Source organism: Erythrobacter litoralis (assembly GCF_001719165.1).
Taxonomy (GTDB): Bacteria; Pseudomonadota; Alphaproteobacteria; order Sphingomonadales; family Sphingomonadaceae; genus Erythrobacter; species Erythrobacter litoralis.
Genome location: NZ_CP017057.1, coordinates 322311 through 338959 on the forward strand (window position 1 = coordinate 322311; position 16649 = coordinate 338959).

At 58.3% G+C, this 16649-nt stretch carries 18 protein-coding genes; 13 read left to right on the top strand and 5 right to left on the bottom strand.

The window, feature by feature from the left end; all coding sequences use genetic code 11:
- Window positions 1–25 precede the first annotated feature (25 nt).
- The 10 genes from Ga0102493_RS15845 to fliD all read left to right on the top strand — a co-directional run bounded on the left by Ga0102493_RS15845 (window position 26) and on the right by fliD (window position 8133).
- The gene (locus Ga0102493_RS15845) at window positions 26–1393 is read left to right on the top strand and encodes a hypothetical protein (RefSeq protein WP_150132388.1); all 1368 of its coding nucleotides are present in this window, start codon (window positions 26–28) and stop codon (window positions 1391–1393) included.
- 33 nt (window positions 1394–1426) lie between these two features.
- Complete coding sequence (locus tag Ga0102493_RS01545; protein WP_236922273.1) at window positions 1427–2017, top strand: flagellar basal body-associated FliL family protein; 591 nt, start codon at window positions 1427–1429, stop codon at window positions 2015–2017.
- 116 nt (window positions 2018–2133) lie between these two features.
- Window positions 2134–2958, top strand: coding sequence for a FliM/FliN family flagellar motor switch protein (locus Ga0102493_RS01550; protein WP_069297420.1), 825 nt, complete (start codon window positions 2134–2136; stop codon window positions 2956–2958).
- Window positions 2955–3317, top strand: a complete 363-nt coding sequence (locus Ga0102493_RS01555; RefSeq protein WP_069297421.1) for a FliM/FliN family flagellar motor switch protein — start codon at window positions 2955–2957, stop codon at window positions 3315–3317. Before Ga0102493_RS01550 ends, Ga0102493_RS01555 begins: the two co-directional genes overlap by 4 nt.
- Window positions 3314–3622: a flagellar biosynthetic protein FliO gene (locus Ga0102493_RS01560; protein WP_236922274.1), complete on the top strand. Its 309-nt coding sequence runs from the start codon at window positions 3314–3316 to the stop codon at window positions 3620–3622. The genes Ga0102493_RS01555 and Ga0102493_RS01560 overlap by 4 nt, the downstream gene beginning before the upstream one ends.
- A 50-nt stretch (window positions 3623–3672) precedes the next feature.
- Window positions 3673–4422, top strand: coding sequence for a flagellar type III secretion system pore protein FliP (gene fliP / locus Ga0102493_RS01565; protein ID WP_034906522.1), 750 nt, complete (start codon window positions 3673–3675; stop codon window positions 4420–4422).
- Window positions 4422–4694, top strand: coding sequence for a flagellar biosynthetic protein FliQ (locus tag Ga0102493_RS01570; RefSeq protein WP_034906524.1), 273 nt, complete (start codon window positions 4422–4424; stop codon window positions 4692–4694). The genes fliP and Ga0102493_RS01570 overlap by 1 nt, the downstream gene beginning before the upstream one ends.
- A 22-nt stretch (window positions 4695–4716) precedes the next feature.
- Window positions 4717–5514 (top strand): flagellar biosynthetic protein FliR, encoded by a 798-nt coding sequence (locus Ga0102493_RS01575; protein WP_034906526.1) that lies wholly within the window; start codon window positions 4717–4719, stop codon window positions 5512–5514.
- Window positions 5511–6674, top strand: coding sequence for an EscU/YscU/HrcU family type III secretion system export apparatus switch protein (locus tag Ga0102493_RS01580; RefSeq protein ID WP_034906527.1), 1164 nt, complete (start codon window positions 5511–5513; stop codon window positions 6672–6674). The genes Ga0102493_RS01575 and Ga0102493_RS01580 overlap by 4 nt, the downstream gene beginning before the upstream one ends.
- A gap of 25 nt (window positions 6675–6699) precedes the next feature.
- Window positions 6700–8133 carry a flagellar filament capping protein FliD gene (gene fliD / locus Ga0102493_RS01585; protein ID WP_034906528.1) on the top strand — a complete coding sequence of 478 codons (1434 nt, stop codon included), beginning with the start codon at window positions 6700–6702 and terminating at the stop codon, window positions 8131–8133.
- A gap of 118 nt (window positions 8134–8251) precedes the next feature.
- Here fliD and Ga0102493_RS15850 read toward each other — a convergent pair whose 3' ends face one another.
- Window positions 8252–8713, bottom strand: a complete 462-nt coding sequence (locus Ga0102493_RS15850) for a helix-turn-helix domain-containing protein (protein WP_150132389.1) — start codon at window positions 8711–8713, stop codon at window positions 8252–8254.
- 856 nt (window positions 8714–9569) lie between these two features.
- Here Ga0102493_RS15850 and Ga0102493_RS01590 point away from each other — a divergent pair.
- Both Ga0102493_RS01590 and Ga0102493_RS16080 read left to right on the top strand, forming a co-directional pair.
- On the top strand, window positions 9570–10211 hold the full coding sequence (locus Ga0102493_RS01590) for a response regulator transcription factor (RefSeq protein WP_034906531.1): 642 nt from the start codon (window positions 9570–9572) through the stop codon (window positions 10209–10211).
- Window positions 10212–10729: 518 nt separating this feature from the next.
- The gene (locus tag Ga0102493_RS16080; protein WP_161490024.1) at window positions 10730–10900 is read left to right on the top strand and encodes a hypothetical protein; all 171 of its coding nucleotides are present in this window, start codon (window positions 10730–10732) and stop codon (window positions 10898–10900) included.
- A gap of 160 nt (window positions 10901–11060) precedes the next feature.
- On the opposite strand, the gene trmB is transcribed toward Ga0102493_RS16080, so the two are convergent.
- Complete coding sequence (trmB, locus tag Ga0102493_RS01595) at window positions 11061–11768, bottom strand: tRNA (guanine(46)-N(7))-methyltransferase TrmB (RefSeq protein ID WP_034906533.1); 708 nt, start codon at window positions 11766–11768, stop codon at window positions 11061–11063.
- A gap of 117 nt (window positions 11769–11885) precedes the next feature.
- On the opposite strand from trmB, the gene Ga0102493_RS01600 reads away from it, so the two are divergent.
- The gene (locus tag Ga0102493_RS01600) at window positions 11886–13103 is read left to right on the top strand and encodes a mechanosensitive ion channel family protein (protein ID WP_034906535.1); all 1218 of its coding nucleotides are present in this window, start codon (window positions 11886–11888) and stop codon (window positions 13101–13103) included.
- An 84-nt stretch (window positions 13104–13187) separates the two neighbouring features.
- Here Ga0102493_RS01600 and ctrA read toward each other — a convergent pair whose 3' ends face one another.
- From ctrA to lptB, 3 genes are all read right to left on the bottom strand, one after another.
- Window positions 13188–13883 (bottom strand): response regulator transcription factor CtrA, encoded by a 696-nt coding sequence (ctrA, locus tag Ga0102493_RS01605; protein WP_034906536.1) that lies wholly within the window; start codon window positions 13881–13883, stop codon window positions 13188–13190.
- A 231-nt stretch (window positions 13884–14114) separates the two neighbouring features.
- Entirely contained in the window at window positions 14115–15632 is a 1518-nt protein-coding gene (gene rpoN / locus Ga0102493_RS01610; protein WP_034906538.1) for an RNA polymerase factor sigma-54, read from the bottom strand.
- A 20-nt stretch (window positions 15633–15652) separates the two neighbouring features.
- On the bottom strand, window positions 15653–16453 hold the full coding sequence (gene lptB, locus Ga0102493_RS01615) for an LPS export ABC transporter ATP-binding protein (RefSeq protein ID WP_034906540.1): 801 nt from the start codon (window positions 16451–16453) through the stop codon (window positions 15653–15655).
- Window positions 16454–16649 lie beyond the last annotated feature (196 nt).

Sequence of the window (16649 nt, forward strand, 5' to 3'; positions counted from 1 at the left end):
CATCAAACCGTTTGAGGAAGAAATTGTGATCCCGACGCTGCCCAAACTCGCTAGCGACTCCACCAACGCCAAGTCGATGTCAGCGATCGCTTCGCCAGAACATTTCGAGGAACCGCGCGCAATCGAGTTTGCGACCGTGCTGAAGGCGAGTGTGCGAGGCGACCGGATTGGTGCTGGGGCTTCATGGGCCGATGCAGGGAGTATCTCGAGCACCCAGTTGGGTGAACCGAAAGATCCACTTGAAGAGTCGACGTCGCCCCTTCCGGAGCTGGCTGACGAGGCTTTCTCCCTTATTCAGTCCGGTAGCGCCATACCCAAAGAAATGCAGGCCCTTGCCGGACTTCCCGGAAAGACATTGCCAGGCGGCGGCGAAAACTTGCCGGGAGAAGCGCGTGCGACGACTAAAGTTGGAGCGTCTACACAACCATCTTCCCCGCCGATTATGGCAATCGGCTCCGAAATGGGGTTCACCGGCATATCGCGGGAAGCTGACGGGGGAGGGCGAGGGGCGTTCGATCAAGAGGCCGGTGACGTCGCCGGATCGCTTCCTAGTTTGTCAGGGGATAAGACGGGAACAGCTCCTTTAAGCCTTCTTATTCGTAGCTCAACGATCCAGGCGCCAGCACTCGCGACAAATCATGTCCGCGTTACCGGCGCTGAAGTGCGCAAATCTTCGACGCTTGGACTGCCGGAAGTTTACGCGTCGCAGCCGCTTGCACGAGGAAGTAGGTTCGCCGGTAATCAGGCGATTGCTGAACTGTCGCCCCCCCAACTAACTAGTGATCACGCAATAGACGGAGTGCAGCCTTCTGCTTCAACAACATCCGGCTTTTCGAGCAATAATCTCCCGGCATCTCCTGTTGGTCCGCAAGCGGGCAATTCCGGCATACCTATAGAGGCCAAGGCCGAAGTTCGTCTTACACAACAGCTTGATGCCACAATCGAAGCGTTGACGGATTTGCGCGATGCGGCCCGTTCGGCAAAGCCCGAGATGTTGGTGCGACACGCCGATTTTGGAGCAATATCAATAAGGATCGAAGCGTCAGGCCCTTCCGACTGGCGGGCAGTGCTGACAAGTCGGGACTCCGGCTTTGTTCCGGCGATACAGGCGGCTCTCGGGGAACGACTGGCGACATCGAGCGGTGAAGCGGCCTCCCACAATGGCCAGCACGGCAATTCACGAGGGGGCGAGCAAGGAGGTTTTTCGGAGCCGCGTTACGGGTCTTCCCTAGGGTCCGGACAAGGGTCGCATCAACCATACATGTCGCATCACGCTAACAACGAGCGGGAGGGAGCGGATCCGGAAAGCAAGGATCCGGGCAAGACCGACCGCGAAGGCCCGCAGATTGAGTCGCGGCAGGAAATTCGGGAGCAGCGCGGGCTCTTTGCCTGACGCCAGGTCTCGAACTCTGCCGCAGGCAGGAGAATGATCGATATGTCGAAGGGAAAGGACAAATCGCCGGAGTCTTCGAAGGGCAGTGGTACGCTCAAGATTGTGCTCGGAGCGGCCTTCTTGCTCTTCCTTGGTGCGGGCGGAGCATATGGTGCTGTGAGCGCAGGATTGTTCGGCGATGAGCGGGCTTCGAAGCCAGATTTGCCGAAGCTGGTACTCAAGGGTGATGCTGATCCTTACCCATTTGCAAATGATGATAAAGCCAAGAAAGCGCCCGCAGTCGTCTATGGCGAGGGCGGAAGCGAATATCGTACCGCCTATTACAGTTTCACTGAGAGCTTCACGTCGAACCTGTCAGATTCTCCAGGCCTGATTCAGGTGGAACTGGCCGTTTCGACCCGACGCGATGGCCGGGTACTGCAATGGGTCCAGAACCACGAACTCGCGATCCGCTCCGCAATCCTCGTGGAACTTGCTGCAACCTCGGAGGCCGAAGCCTACGATGTCCAAGGCAAACAGCGATTAGCTGACAGGCTAACCAAAGCAGTGAATGAGGTGCTTGAGCAGAACGAGGGCTTCGGTGGCGTCGATGCCGTCCATTTCCGCGGGTTTCTTGTCCAATGAAAATGGAGCGCACGTTTACGGCTGCGCGCCCCGTTGTGCGTCATTGCCCCGAGCTCACAGAACGCGGTCCGCGACCGGAAGAACGCGCCGAGTTACTGGCAGCATGGAGACGCGACTTGGCGGACCAGCTCGCGCAAGATCTCGCGGTGCTGCTTTCTAACGATCGACTTAACGTAAAGGTTGCTGAGCCCGAATGGTTGTCTGGAACGGAGGTTCTTGGCAGAATTGGACCAGTGGCTGCCAACAGTTTGCTTCGCGTTGGAGTAACCGGGGTCACTGCGCTTCTCTCGATTGATTTTGCAAACGCAATTGCGCTCACTGACCGGTCGTTCGGCGGGGGTGGTCGGACCGCAAGCGAGGTCCCGGAGCGCTTGCCACGCTCGGCGGCCCTGCTGGTCGAAGAGGCCGCGACTATGGTCGCAGGGGCCATGGCTCGCATCGCAAATCACGGCCATGCCGGTCTCGCTCCACAATGCCCAGAGGGCGAGGTAATCATTCGCAGTGAAAGTGCGGCTCGATTAAGGCCGTTCGCAGCTGACGCTTTGTGTGCATCTTTCGCGCTCGAAATCGGCGACAACGACGGGTGCCAATGGGGCGCGATGCTAGCGATTGCGAGTGATTTCATTGACCCCCTGCTTCCCGATCCTGCGCAGGCTGCGACCGCGTCGAGAAAACCGGATGCTGGCCATACTGGGGTGAAAGTCGTCACCGGGTCTTTCGGCACAATTCCTCTTTCGCTGCATGCTGTGCTTGCCGAATTTGACCTGCCGTTAGGTCGTCTTGGCACCCTCGCGCCCGGGGATCAGATCCCGCTCGTCCCGGCGCGCCATGTGCCCATCAAGCTTGGCGATACTGTGTTGGCCTATGGAAGCATTGGAACCCTTGATGATCAAATGGCGCTACGCCTCACCCGCTTACCCGAAGAAAGGCTATTAAAATGAGTGATTTCAGCCCCAGCTCTCGTTCTGCGCTGCATCGTTTCGGCAATGTGGGTGTCAGGCTGTCGGTCGAGCTCGGGCGCACCGAGATGATGTTGCGGGACGTCCTGCTGCTTGGCGAGGGAAGTACCGTCGCACTCAATCGCTTGACCGACGAGGCACTTGACCTGACCGCCAATGGGCGGGTGATCGCTCGTGGCGAAGTCGTAACGCAAAATGGCCGGTTTGCGCTTAAGATTTTGAGCCTTGTTGGAGACGACGGGGTCTTGGAAACGGCCGGCGATTCATCGGCAGGAGTTTCCGGGCCGCTCGGGCCCGTTTCGGATCCGGCCATGTCTGGCGGAGCGGACGTCGCACCATGATGATGTTCGAGTATCTTGCGCGCCTGGCGTTGTTGCTTCCCCTATTAGGCTTGTTGATCTGGGGAAGCTTGTGGTTGACCCGGTTTCTGCAGAAGCGGCTCTCGGGCACCGAGGTGACAGGTCGCAGGTTGCAGCTGGTCGAGACCAGCCTGATTGCGCCAGGTCTCAAGCTGGCGGTAGTCCGGTTTCATGACCGAGAGATTCTCCTGGGTTGTTCTCGTAATGGGCTCGTCCGGCTCGGTGAAGCACCCGACCCCTTATCGGCTGAACCCCATTTGAATTCCTCGCTCGCAGGTTCTGAATAATGCCAAGCAGGAATTGGACCTTTTGCGGACTCGCCTGTGTCGCATTAACCATGTTTGCCTGGCCCGAGGCGGCTTGGGCGGCCGCTGGCACGTCTCCGACGGACACGATTGATTCGGGAGTAGGTAGCGCAATCGAACGCGCGCTTGGCGACAACGGCGTTGGCGAAGACAGCCCTCTGAGCTTTTCGCTGCAATTGCTCATCGTGATGAGTCTACTCACGATCCTGCCAGCGCTGGTCCTTATGATGACCAGTTTTCTTCGCATCCTAGTAGTCCTCTCGATCCTTCGTCAGGCGCTTGGCCTGCAAGGTTCGCCTCCCGGGCAGGTGCTCGCAGGCCTCGCGCTGTTTCTCTCGCTGTTCGTCATGGCTCCTACACTTGAACTCGTGAATGCGAACGCGATTACGCCTTATGCAGCAGGATCGATCGGTGCAGATGCTGCAATTGCCAATGCGGGAGAGGCGTTCCATGCATTCATGTTGCGCCAGACACGTGAGGCCAATCTGACCATGTTCGCCGATATCTCAGGCGTCGGCGGATTTGCCCGCCCGGACGACATCCCTTTTTCCATCCTGCTGCCAGCGTTTGTCACTAGTGAGCTAGAAACAGCATTCCAGATCGGATTCATGCTTTTCCTGCCGTTTCTCGTGATTGACCTCGTCGTCGCCAGTGTCTTGATGAGTCTCGGCATGATGATGCTTTCACCAACAATCATCTCTTTGCCGTTCAAACTGCTCCTGTTCGTTCTTGTTGACGGCTGGGCGCTGTTGATGGGCAGTCTTGCAATGAGTTTCGCTTGATGCAGCAGGATGCGCAACTTCTTGCTCTCGCCGACCAGACCCTGTGGGTTACCGCACTGATCGCGGGGCCGGTGCTTGTTGCCGCGTTGGTCGTCGGCCTGGTGGTTGGGATCATCCAGGCCGCAACATCGGTCAACGAACAGACCCTCACTTTCGTACCCAAATTGGCCATAACAGCTCTGGTGTTTGTAGTTCTGGGAAGCGTGATGCTGGCTCTGCTGGGTGATTTCGTACTCGAAATCATGGCGCAAATCGCCCAGATTTCTGCTTGATCGAAGATTGGTCACGCAGCCGATGAACATCTTCGACTTCGCTTCTGGATCGCTTGAGGCGCAATTGTGGCAGATCTTGTTCCTGTCAATCCGCTGCGGTGCCGCTCTTCTTGCAGCACCAATGATTGGAGGCACAGCCGTGCCAGTTCCTCTGCGCGTGCTTCTTTCGATTTCGCTTGGCCTGCTCGTTTCAACCTGGCTGCCGCTTGCGCCCATTCCGGAAATGCTAAGTTTCACTGCGATACTGGCTGTGGTTCAAGAGGTGGTGATTGGCACGGCGATGGGCTTCTTGCTGCAATTGGCCTTTGCGGCACCGCTTATCGCGGCGGAGCAAATATCGGGCACGATGGGTCTCGCGATAGCCACGTCGATCGATCCGTCTAGCGGTGCGCAATCGGGCGCCCTCGGAACCTTTTTCAGCCTGATGCTGACGCTCTTGTTCTACGCCATTGGCGGGCATTTGTTGTGGTTCGAACTCCTTATCGAAAGCTACCGGCTCCTCCCAGCGGGTGGATCTGCGCTGAGCGCAGTCAATGCGCAGAACGTCGTACTGTTCATGGGTCATGCCCTGGCCGCTGCGGCGGCCATCGCATTGCCTGTGGTGCTCGTGCTGCTGTTGGTCCAGGTCGTCACCGGTATCGTTGCGCGATCCGCACCCGCACTCAATCTTTTCGCGCTTGGGCTCCCGGCAGGGGTCTTGGCTGGCATAATCGCACTGATAGTAGTGATGCCAATCATGATTGATCAATTGGCGCTCTTGATCGAGAGTGGTCTGGAAGAAGCCACCCGCTTGGTCGGGACGATGAGAGTGCGTCCATGAGCCAGGAAAGCGCGGGCGAGAAGACGTTCGACCCAACCGAGAAAAAGAAATCCGACGCTGCGAAAAAGGGCGATACGCTGCGATCGCGCGAAGTGGCGACTGCAGCGGCCACAGGGGGCGGTGCGTTCGCCTTATTGATGGTCGCGCCTTGGCTGCTTGACGAAGTGACGCGGGTCGCGCGTTTGTCGTTTGATTTCGACAGGCAGGCGCTTGACGGCTTCACACCCGGAGCAATCTTATCTGACGCATCGTTAGCCGTGCTGCCGCCGATCTTCATTCTCGGTCTTACTGTAGCGATCGCCACCTTAAGCTCGCAACTGGTTCTTGGTGAAGGGCGCTTTGTCCCTGAAAATCTGAGTTTCAAGGGATCACGGATCAATCCTCTTGCAGGATTGAAACGGATGTTCGGACTCAACGGATTGATCGAACTGGGTAAGGGCCTCCTTAAATTGGCGTTACTGGGAGCTATCGCCTGGTGGTGGGGCGCGAGCGCCCTGACCGGCCTACTCGGCCTTGGGCAGGCCGCGCTTGAAGCGCAACTGAGATTTGCCTGGGATGCCGTTGTTGGACTTGTCGGTTTTCTGGTCCTGGGTCTGTTTGTAATCGCTGCCGTTGACTACCCTCTTCAGCGTTTTCAACGTGGAAAACGGCTGAAGATGAGCTTGCAGGAGTTAAAGGACGAACTGAAACAGTCTGAAGGGTCACCCGAACTCAAAGCGGCGCGCCGTCAGCGGCAACGGGATCTCGCTCGAGGCGGGGTTGCGAAGGCTATGAAAGAAGCGCAGTTTGTGGTCGTCAATCCACTTCAGTTCGCGGTTGCCTTGACTTATGATCCGGCGATGGCACCTGCCCCGGTTGTTCTGGCGAAGGGGCGCGGCGAAACGGCGCTTGCCATCCGCGAAATTGCGGGCGAAGAAGGGCTCCCTATACTTCAGTATCCGCAGCTCGCCCGCGCAATTTACTTCACTGGCCGCATCAACCACATGGTGCGAGAAGAGCTATATGTCGCTATCGCCTCGCTGGTCGCCTTCGTTTTCGCGTTGAAGCGCGGCGAACGCCCTCCACGACCGATCGTATCCGTACCAGATGCACTCTGCTTCGATGCGGAGGGACGACCAGAAATGCCTGCAAGGGCGGGCCGACAGAACCCCTTAATCTAGTCGACGCTCTACCGTTCTTGGTCTTATGACTAATCCCGGCTCATCAATTATCGCGGCGCTAGGCGCTGGCAGTGGCATCGATTTCATCGGACTCGCCGATGATTTGTCCAATGCCACATTTGCTGTTCAGCGTCAGAATCTCGAAAGCCGGAATGAAGCGCTCGAGGCGCGTATCTCGGCGGCTGGTATGTTGCGTAGTTCGTTGAATGATCTGGCCGCTGCGCTTGGTGAACGGGTGCGAACCGGTGATCTCGCTCCGCGCGGGCGGATCGACAATCCAGCCATCGCGAGCGTTGCGACCCAGCCCGGAGCAATTCCGCGAGGCCGATACTCGTTAGAAGTAACGCAGCTCGCACAAGGGCAAACGCTTGTAAGTCAACCGTATGACGATATTGGCGACCTCGTAGGTGAGGGCACTTTGCGAATTCGCTTTGGTGCGATCGAGGGCGGAGGCTTCACCACTGACGATACGCAGGCCGTGATAGAGATTGACGTCGATGCGGCTGATACTCTCGTATCCTTAGCCGCCAAGATAAACGCTGCATCGGACGGGGCGATCTCTGCCAATGCCTTGCAGGGTGCAAACGGAGCACAGCTCGTGCTTAAGGGGCGAGAGGGCGCGTCAAACGGCTTTGTCCTTGAGCCATCTAGCATTAACGCGCCGGCCGCAGCGCCAGGAAATCTGTCCTATCTAGCCTGGAGTCCAGCGACCGACGTAGGCGAATTGCGTACTACTCCGCGTGATGCAAACTTTCTTCTCGACACCGTGCCGCTAACCAGTGCCACCAACAGGGTAACTGGCTTGCCTGAAGGCATAACTTTGCAGCTGAATGCGACGAATGCCGGCTCGCCAACAACACTGGAATTCTCGAACGACGCTAGCGCGATTACTAGCGTGATGGGCGATTTTGTTTCAGCCCTGAATGATGTCGTCAGCAGGTTGGGCGAAGTGGCGTCACCGATCGGCGGCGAGTTGGGCAACGATACTGGTGCGCGAGAGCTCCGCCGAGACTTATCTCGTCTGACCAGCGTGATTGTGATGCCCAATGCTACGGCGGGAGAGCCCAGCACACTCGCTGATCTAGGGCTGTCGATCAATCGCGACGGGAGTTTTCGCCTCGATCGCGCTCGTCTCGATGCTACACTGCAAGAGAATCTTGAAGGCACTGCCGCGATGTTTACCACGGGGGTCTTCGGAGTTTTTGCGACAATCGAAAGGTTGGCTCGAGATAACAGTCTTGCGTCCGATCCGGGTTCATTAGGGGGCTCACTTCAGCGGTTCGAGCGTCAGATCGAAAACAACGACGAACGGCTTTCGCGGATCGCGGAACAGCAGGAGCAGTTACGCGCACGTCTTACTCGAGAGTTTGCAGCCGCAGAGCGCCGCGTGGCCTCGTCGCAATCGACCCTCAGTTTCCTGCAGCAGCAAGTTGATGCTTGGTCCTCCCAGCGCGACTGAAGCAACGCTAGATGGTGTTAGGCTATGTCGATCAATCGTAAAGTGGCAGACTTGCTAAGAGATACTGAGAACTTGCATCGCTTCTGAGCGGCTTGCGCTTAAGGGAAGACCTCGCAATTTAAGCTGCGACTGTGTGAAGGTAGCGCAACATGCTCTCGAAGCCTCTAGGAGTGAGGCTGACCAGCTTAGATCGTCTATCTTCCGGGTCGATTGCTATGCTGAGGAGGCCTTGTTCTTCAAGAACATTGAGCCAGCGCAAGGCGGTTGTCGCTGGCGCAGCAGCGCCGATGCAGGCGCTCTTCACCAATACCCTTTCCGAGCTCGCCTGTCGGATGAAAAGGTCAAGAAGAATATCCCAAGCGGGTTCGCCGAAAAGATTCTTGCTATCGAAAAAGTTGCAGCGACTGCGTCTATTATTGTACGCTCTGCGCGCTATCTCTAATGCTTCTTTTAGCCTTGTATCTGTATTAATTTGCGTAGGCCCGTAGCTATCACCACCACTTGCTTCCCGAACTTCGTTAAGCAAGTTTTGCATAGCGTCGAGTTTGGCGGATAGATCGGTCACATGTCTTTTTGACATAAAAGCACTGCCTTCTTGCTGCCCCGGGTCTGTTTAGTTTTGATAGTAAGACAGAGTCAGTGCGTCAGGATTAAGAAAAAAAACCTAATGTGCAACCTCCTGCTTGTCGGCCGCGCGATTTTGCATCAGTCGGTGAGGTTAAGCCGAGGGCCATGATCGACGAGCAAATTCCTGAGTTGAGAGGCTTCGCGTCATGTCCGCACTGCCATGGCCATCCCCAGCCTGACCACCGGGTTTACCGCTGGCGGTTACCCAACTTAGGCCAAGGAATTGGTGGAAATCATTTGATCCCATGAAGTGCAATAGCGGCTGTGCCAGGCAGATCGTTTAGCCAGAAGCTGAAAAGCAGCTGCGCCGATGACGTCGCACATCTGGCGTCCGACAAAAGCGGCTGACGCGTTGGTAGCATTGCGAGTGCGTGCTGCGAAGAAGTTCTGCTCGAGTGCAATGTCTTCGTATTCATGGCGAGAAATTGGAACATGGCCGGCAAACTAGAAGAATTCTCTCCTTATTGAAGTTCTTGGATGAATAGCCTGTCCAATAGGCAGGGAGAAGATGGAGAATCGCCATCCAAGATACGATCAAGGACCAGTTGTAGGTGGGCTGCACTTACATAGTCCCCCCGAAATTCGCATTCACTGGCTAACGCCTCTAAACGTCTCAAAAAGAGCATTTCATCCATCGCAAACTCCTTTGGCCATCTTTATAGCGAAGAATAGCTGCAGGACTTAGGTTATGGCTATAGGGGAAAGCGCTATGTTGGCTGCGATTTTCTACGTATTCGCCCTTACTGACTTGGTTACGTGAAAAGGTAAATCTCCTTTTAAGCTAACTTTCGTTAGCCAGGGGAGCGAATATGGAGCAGATCAAAGAATGCAGTGGGGCGAGGCTCGTCCTACACATTGTTGAGGCCGAAAGCCGTGTGCGGGCAATGCTCGCGCGAATATGTTTTGAAATGGGCTACCATGCTGAAGTATATACCGGTGTTGAAGAGATAAAAAATTTCCCTCCTAAATCGGGAGTGATTTTAGCTCGTGATAATGCCGATAGGGGGGGCGTCTCTCATCTTATCGACATTCTGGCGGAAATGAGTGTCCATCTTCCAGTGATTGCTTTCGACGCGTGCCCACACCCTCAGCGCATCGTTGAGGCGATCAAGGCTGGCGCATTGGACTATCTCGAACTTCCATTGGAACGGGAGCGGGTTGCTCGCTGTCTCTTGCGCGTGGCGACTGAGATTGACGAATTCAGTTTGGCGCGCCGCCGCATGTTGGAGGCCCGCGCTCGCGTCGCTTCCCTATCCCAACGGGAGCGCGAAGTTCTGGATTGGTTGGCCAAAGGTCTGACCAACAAGGGTATCGCGAGGGAATTGAACATTAGCCATCGGACTGTCGAGGTGCATCGCTTCAATATGATGAACAAGCTCGACGTCCGCCACGCTGTGGAAGCTGTGCGGCTCATGTATGATGCAGATCAGCCGGCCTCGATGTCAGCTTAGTTTCTGAGAAAGTACAGATAGAGCGTGCCGAAGATGAAATCATATTTCATGATGAATAGCTCTATTGTAGAAGGTGATGTATGAGTGGATTTGGGCCCGTTAGTGAGAAGAGTATGGAAGAATTGTGATCAGGGGCCATTTACTCACGTATCCTAAGGAAATATCTTGATTGTGTGTCGCACGCCTTTGGCTCCAATAGCAGCACTAACGTGGTTCTGTTGATCTCAGAGGCTATTTTTTGAGCAATATACAGATGCGTCTCCGATCGAGCTTTATTTTTTCGTGGTTGCGATCCGGTGATTGGCGGATCGTGAGCGGCACGATCTCCGAAGAGCTTGCGGGCCTTGGGGCTATCCGGATGAGTTGACGATCGATGCCGTTGACCACTGCGCACGTTGGCAAGAACGCCGAAGAAGAGGCTCTTCCGCCACTTATCGGAGTACCATAAGCGGCCCAAACTGCACGCAGTCGGTGGCGGCCGCGGCCTTCCGTTGATCAATTTACTAAGCAAAGATCGGATGATCGGCTACAAAGGCACTGCGCTGTTGACCGATGGCTTCCTCAAAACCAATGCGTTACTTGGCGTGCGCGGGGAGATATGCGCCGGTTTTGTAAAAGGTTTGCCGAGCTTGCTCTCGCCGCTTGGGATCTGTAATAAACCATCTGTAAAGTTAGATCGTGCCAGATAATATAAAACTTGTCGGCAGTGCTATGAGTTTGATGATTATTTCGGAAAATCCAAGCGTCGGGGTGATATCCAAACGGATTCGAACCCTTGTGCCCACGTTTTTCAAAGGCCATTAGTTGCACCGCGGCCGACATTTCATGTCGTCAAGGTAAATGTCTGGGCTAGGTAGGTGTGCGTCTCCAGCGTAAATACCAGATCTCATGACCGAATTTTTCGCGTCCTTTCTGTTCGTAGCGCGTTTCGCACCAGCCTGCGGGGCGGTTCTGCCAGCTTGAGGAGCCTTCGACGATCCATTCGAAGCGTTCGCTGTGGCGCTGCATAACCATCAGCGCATGCCGCAGATAGACGGCATGATCAGTCCCCAAGCGCAACTCGCCGCCCGGCTTGAGCTTGTCGGCAAAGAGAGAAATCGGACCATCGTTCATCATCCGTCGCTTGGCGTGACGCGCTTTGGGCCAGGGATCGGGGTGAAGAAGATAGATCATAGTTAGCGCGCCGTCGGGCACCCGGGCGAGAACCTCGAGTGCGTCGCCATGATGCAGTCGAATATTGGCAAGCCGCTGCTCCACGACATGGGTGAGCGCCTGAGCCACCCCGTTGAGGAACGGCTCGGCGCCGATGAAGCCATGGTTCGGCAGGAGGTCGGCACGATAGGCGAGATGCTCGCCGCCGCCGAAGCCGATCTCAAAATGAAGCGGACAATCCTCGCCGAACAGCCTTTCGGCGGTGACCGGACCCTCTTCGGGCACGGCGATCTGAGGCAGTAGGTTGTCGACCAGTCCCTGCTGTCGGGCGCGCAGCGGCTTGCCCACCGACCGGCCGTAAAGCCTGCTGAGCGTTGTCGGATCGCCTTCCTTGTAAGCCGTCATCAGGCGTCCGCTAGGGCCAGCGGGGGGCCTTTGTCCAGCCCCTCGTGCGCGTGCCGGGACGAATTGCAGACCCGCAGGGCTTGAGCATGCTCACCGTCTGCCGCTATCGCGCCCGGCATGAGCGATCTCTTTGCGAGTTTCAACGAACAGGCGCTGTGGGTGCAGTCGCTGATCGGCCTTCTCCTGCTGGCGCTTGCTGCGCTGGCAGTCAACTTCCTGCTCAAAAAGGTAATACTGCGCGCCGCCGCACCCTTCCTCGACAAGAAGACCGATACCTCTGACAAGGCCATAGCATGGCTCGCGACGGTGATCCCGCTTCTGATCGTCTCGCGCGGGATCAATTTCGTCCCCAACTTGCAGGAAAACGCGCGTCTCGTCGTCACCAATGTCGCGCAAGGGCTGATCGTGCTCTCGATCGCGATGGCAATCGTCAAGGCGCTGACCTACGCCAACGAGGTCTACGAACGCCGCCCGATCTCGAAGAACCGGCCGATCAAGGGCTATCTCCAGGTTCTCAAGATCGTCGTCCTGTGCGGGGCGGCGATCATCGTCATCTCAGTCCTGATCGGGGAGTCGCCGATCGTGCTGCTGGGCGGGCTGGGCGCGATGGCGGCGGTCGTGCTGCTGGTGTTCAAGGACACAATCCTGAGCCTCGTCGCGAGCGTGCAGCTTTCGTCGAACGATATGCTGCGGGTGGGCGACTGGATCCAAATGCCGAGCATGAATGCCGACGGCGACGTGATCGACATCGCGCTGCACACAGTAAAGGTCCAGAATTTCGACAAGACGATCACCACGATCCCGACCCACCGCCTGATTTCGGACGCCTTCATCAATTGGCGCGGAATGAAGGATGCCGGCGGGCGGCGGATCAAGCGGGCCGTCCATCTCGATCAGAACACGATCCGCTTCCTCGACGACGATGAGATTGCGCGGCTATCGCGTTTCCGCCTCATCAAGCCCTATCTCGATGCGAAACGCGCGGAACTCGACGAATGGAACGCGCGCACCCTGTCCGAAGGCGATGACCTGGTGAATGCCCGGCGGATCACCAATATCGGCACGCTGAGGGCCTATGCGGTCGCCTACATGAAGGACCATCCGCGGGTGCGGGACAAGGGCTTCACCCTGATGGCGCGCCAGCTCGCCCCGACGCCGCAGGGGGTTCCGCTCGAGCTCTACTGCTTTGCCGCGACTACCGAATGGCCGGTCTATGAGGGGATCCAGTCGGACATATTCGACCACATCCTTGCCATCATCCCCGAATTCGGCCTGCGCGTCTTTCAGGAGCCCTCGGGTCTTGATCTCGCCGAGGGCCTGCAAAGGCTGGACTGAACGGGTGCGCCGTGCAGGCCACGAAAGAAAACACCCGGAGCGTCGCCGCCCCGGGTGTTTTCTCGATCGTTCGGGTACCGGCGATCAGGCGGCTTCGACCTCTTCATTCGAGTCGCGCAGCACATAGCCACGACCCCAGACGGTTTCGATGTAGTTTTCCCCACCGCAAGCATGGCTGAGCTTCTTGCGCAGCTTGCAGATGAAGACATCGATGATCTTGAGTTCGGGTTCGTCCATTCCGCCATAAAGGTGGTTCAGGAACATTTCCTTGGTCAGCGTCGTGCCCTTGCGCAAGCTGAGCAGCTCGAGCATCGCGTATTCCTTGCCGGTCAGGTGGACCCGCGCGCCATCGACTTCGACCGTCTTGGCGTCGAGGTTCACGGCGAGCTTGCCGGTGCGGATGATCGACTGGCTGTGGCCCTTGGAACGGCGCACCACGGCATGGATGCGGGCGACCAGTTCCTCGCGGTGGAATGGCTTGGTCACGTAATCGTCGGCGCCGAAGCCAAAGCTGCGGATCTTGCTGTCCATTTCCGCGATGCCCGACAAAATCAGGACCGGGGTTTGCACCTTGGCGACGCGCAGCTTCTTGAGCACGTCATAGCCATGCATGTCCGGCAGGTTCAGGTCGAGCAGGATGATGTCGTAATCGTAGAGCTTGCCCAGATCGAGGCCTTCCTCGCCCAGGTCCGTCGAATAGACGTTGAACCCTTCGGTCGTGAGCATGAGTTCGATGGCTTTCGCCGTGGTCGGCTCATCCTCGATCAGAAGCACTCGCATTGTCGTTCCCCTGTCGTCACTTGCCCGATCGTCGCCCGCCGTGAAATCCAGCGGGCGAACCTTCGCAGAAGGCGGCCCTTTTCGATTCGCGTTCAGTTCCCGCGGTAACGCCTCGGAAAGAGGTGTTGCCCTTCATTAACCACACAACATCTGAACGGGAAAGGTTAATTAAGCGTAAAGCGAGGTTTTACCGCGAGTCGCAGGTATTCCTACGCAGACGCACGGGGTGCCTCACAACCCTTCGAGCTTCTTCGCCCGGCGCCTTTGCGCGCTCGACCCAATGCCGATCGCCTCGCGGTATTTCGCTACCGTGCGCCGGGCGAGATCGAAGCCCTCTTCGTTGAGCAGGTCGACCAGCTTCTGGTCGGAGAGGACCTTCTTGGGGTCCTCCGCATCGATCAGCGCCCTGATCCGCGCCTTGATCGCTTCCGACGAGGCCCCTTCGCTCTCGCCAGAGCTGCCGATCCGTCCGACCCCGCTGGAAAAGAAATACTTCAGTTCGAAGGTACCGCGATCGCAGGCAAGGTACTTGTTGCTGGTCACCCGGCTGACCGTGCTCTCGTGCATATCGATCTTCTCGGCCACCTCGCGAAGGGTCAGGGGCCGCAGTTCGGAAACGCCGCGGCGAAAGAAGCCGTCCTGCCGTCGGACGATCTCGGCGGCGGTCTTGAGGATCGTCTTCTGCCGCTGATCGAGCGCGCGGATCAGCCAGTGCGCATCCGCGAGCTTCTCCTTGAGCCAGCCCTGGGCCGATGCATCCGAGGCTGCGGCGCTGATTTCGATGTAGTAGGATCGGTTGACGACGAGGCGGGGCAGGGTCTCCTCGTTGATCGCGATGTCCCAGCCGCCCGCGCCGTTCGCGCTCAACAGGACGTCGGGCACGACCCCCTCGACACGCGACGGCGCGAAGGCGAGGCCGGGCTTGGGATCGTAGCCGCGCAATTCGCGCAGCATGTCCGCGAAGTCCTCCTCGTCCACCGCGCACATGCGCTTAAGCCGGGCGATCTCCCCGCGAGCAAGCAGGTCGAGGTTGTCGATCAGCTTGGCCATGCACGGATCGTAGCGGTCGGCGTCGCGTGCCTGGATCGCGAGGCATTCGGCAAGGCTGCGCGCGCCCACACCGGAAGGGTCCAGTGACTGGACGAGATCGAGCGCTTCACCGACGCTCGTGTGGTCGGCTCCGAGGTCGTAGGCGATCGCCTCCAGATCGAAGCGAAGGTAGCCCGCATCGTCCAGCAGGCCGACGATGTGCCTGGCGATGAAGGCCTGCCGCTCGTCGCGCGCCGAGGCGCCTACCTGCGAGAGCAGGTGTTCGCCCAGCGTGATCTCGGCGGCACCAAGCTGTTCGACATCGGGATAGTCCTCGAGGCTTCCGGAGCCCGGGGCGCTGACCGCGCCGCCCCAGTCGCCGCTTTCGGCGCCCGCGATTGCCCCGTCGCCCGTCTCGCGGTCATGGTCGAGCGCCGCGGGATCGAGATCGAGCGGCGCATCGCCTTCGCCTTCGCCCGCTTCCATCAGGAGGTCGCTGGTCCTTTCCTCGCGCGGGGTTTCGCCGTCTTCGGGCGGTTCGGCGCGTTCCTCCGTGCCCGTCGTCCCCGCATCGAGCAGCGGGTTCGCCTCCAGCGCTTCGCCGATATAGGTTTCGAGTTCGAGATTGGATGCCGCTAGCAGCCTGATCGCCTGCTGCAGCTGCGGCGTCATGACCAGCGATTGCGACTGCCTCAGGTCAAGCCGCGGACCCAGCGCCATGGCCTATCCCCGCTGCCGGCTCACAGCGTGAAACTTTCGCCGAGATAGAGCCGGCGCACATTCTCGTCCGCGACGAGTTCCTGCGGGCTGCCGGCGAACAGGACCTGCCCGCCATAGATGATGCAGGCGCGGTCGACGATATCGAGAGTCTCGCGGACATTGTGGTCGGTGATCAGAACGCCGATCCCGCGTCCCTTGAGATCCTTCACGAGATCGCGGATGTCGTTGATCGAAAGCGGGTCGATCCCGGCGAAGGGTTCGTCGAGCAGCATGATCGAAGGCTTTGCCGCCAGCGCTCTGGCGATCTCGCAGCGCCGCCGCTCACCACCCGACAGCGCCATTGCCGGCGCGTCGCGCAGGCGTGTCAGGCCGAATTCGCCGAGCAGTCGTTCGAGTTCGGCGGCCCGCGTTTGCCGGTCGGGCTCGACCAGTTCGAGCACGGCTTCGATGTTCTGCTCCACCGTGAGGCCGCGAAAGATGCTCGTCTCCTGCGGCAGATAGCCTAGCCCGAGGATCGCGCGCCGATACATGGGCAAGGTGGTCACATCCTCGCCGTCCATCAGGATGCGGCCCGAATCGGGCTTCACCAGCCCCATGATCGAATAGAAGCAGGTCGTCTTGCCCGCGCCGTTCGGCCCGAGCAGGCCGAGCACTTCGCCCTTCGCCACCGTAAGCGAAATGTCGGTCAGCACCGCGCGCTTGTCATAGCTCTTGGCGATCGAGATGACCTCGAGCCCGCCTTCGTGCAGCGATGGGTGCGCACCTTGCCCATCGGCGGAAGCGGCCGCTGCGGGCTCCTCGATCGCGGATGACTTGTCCATGGCCGCACGCCTTAGCATCCATGACGGACCATGTAAGGGCGTTGATCGCGAATTTGGCAGGATTTTTGCTAACAAGGTATGGGCGCGCCCTTTCCATGCGGGGCCCGATCGAGCGGCCGGATCGTGCCCGGGGTGCTTCGCACAGGCTGCGCGCAAAGCAAATCAGGCAAAATCCGGAGGTTGCATCGGCTGAAAT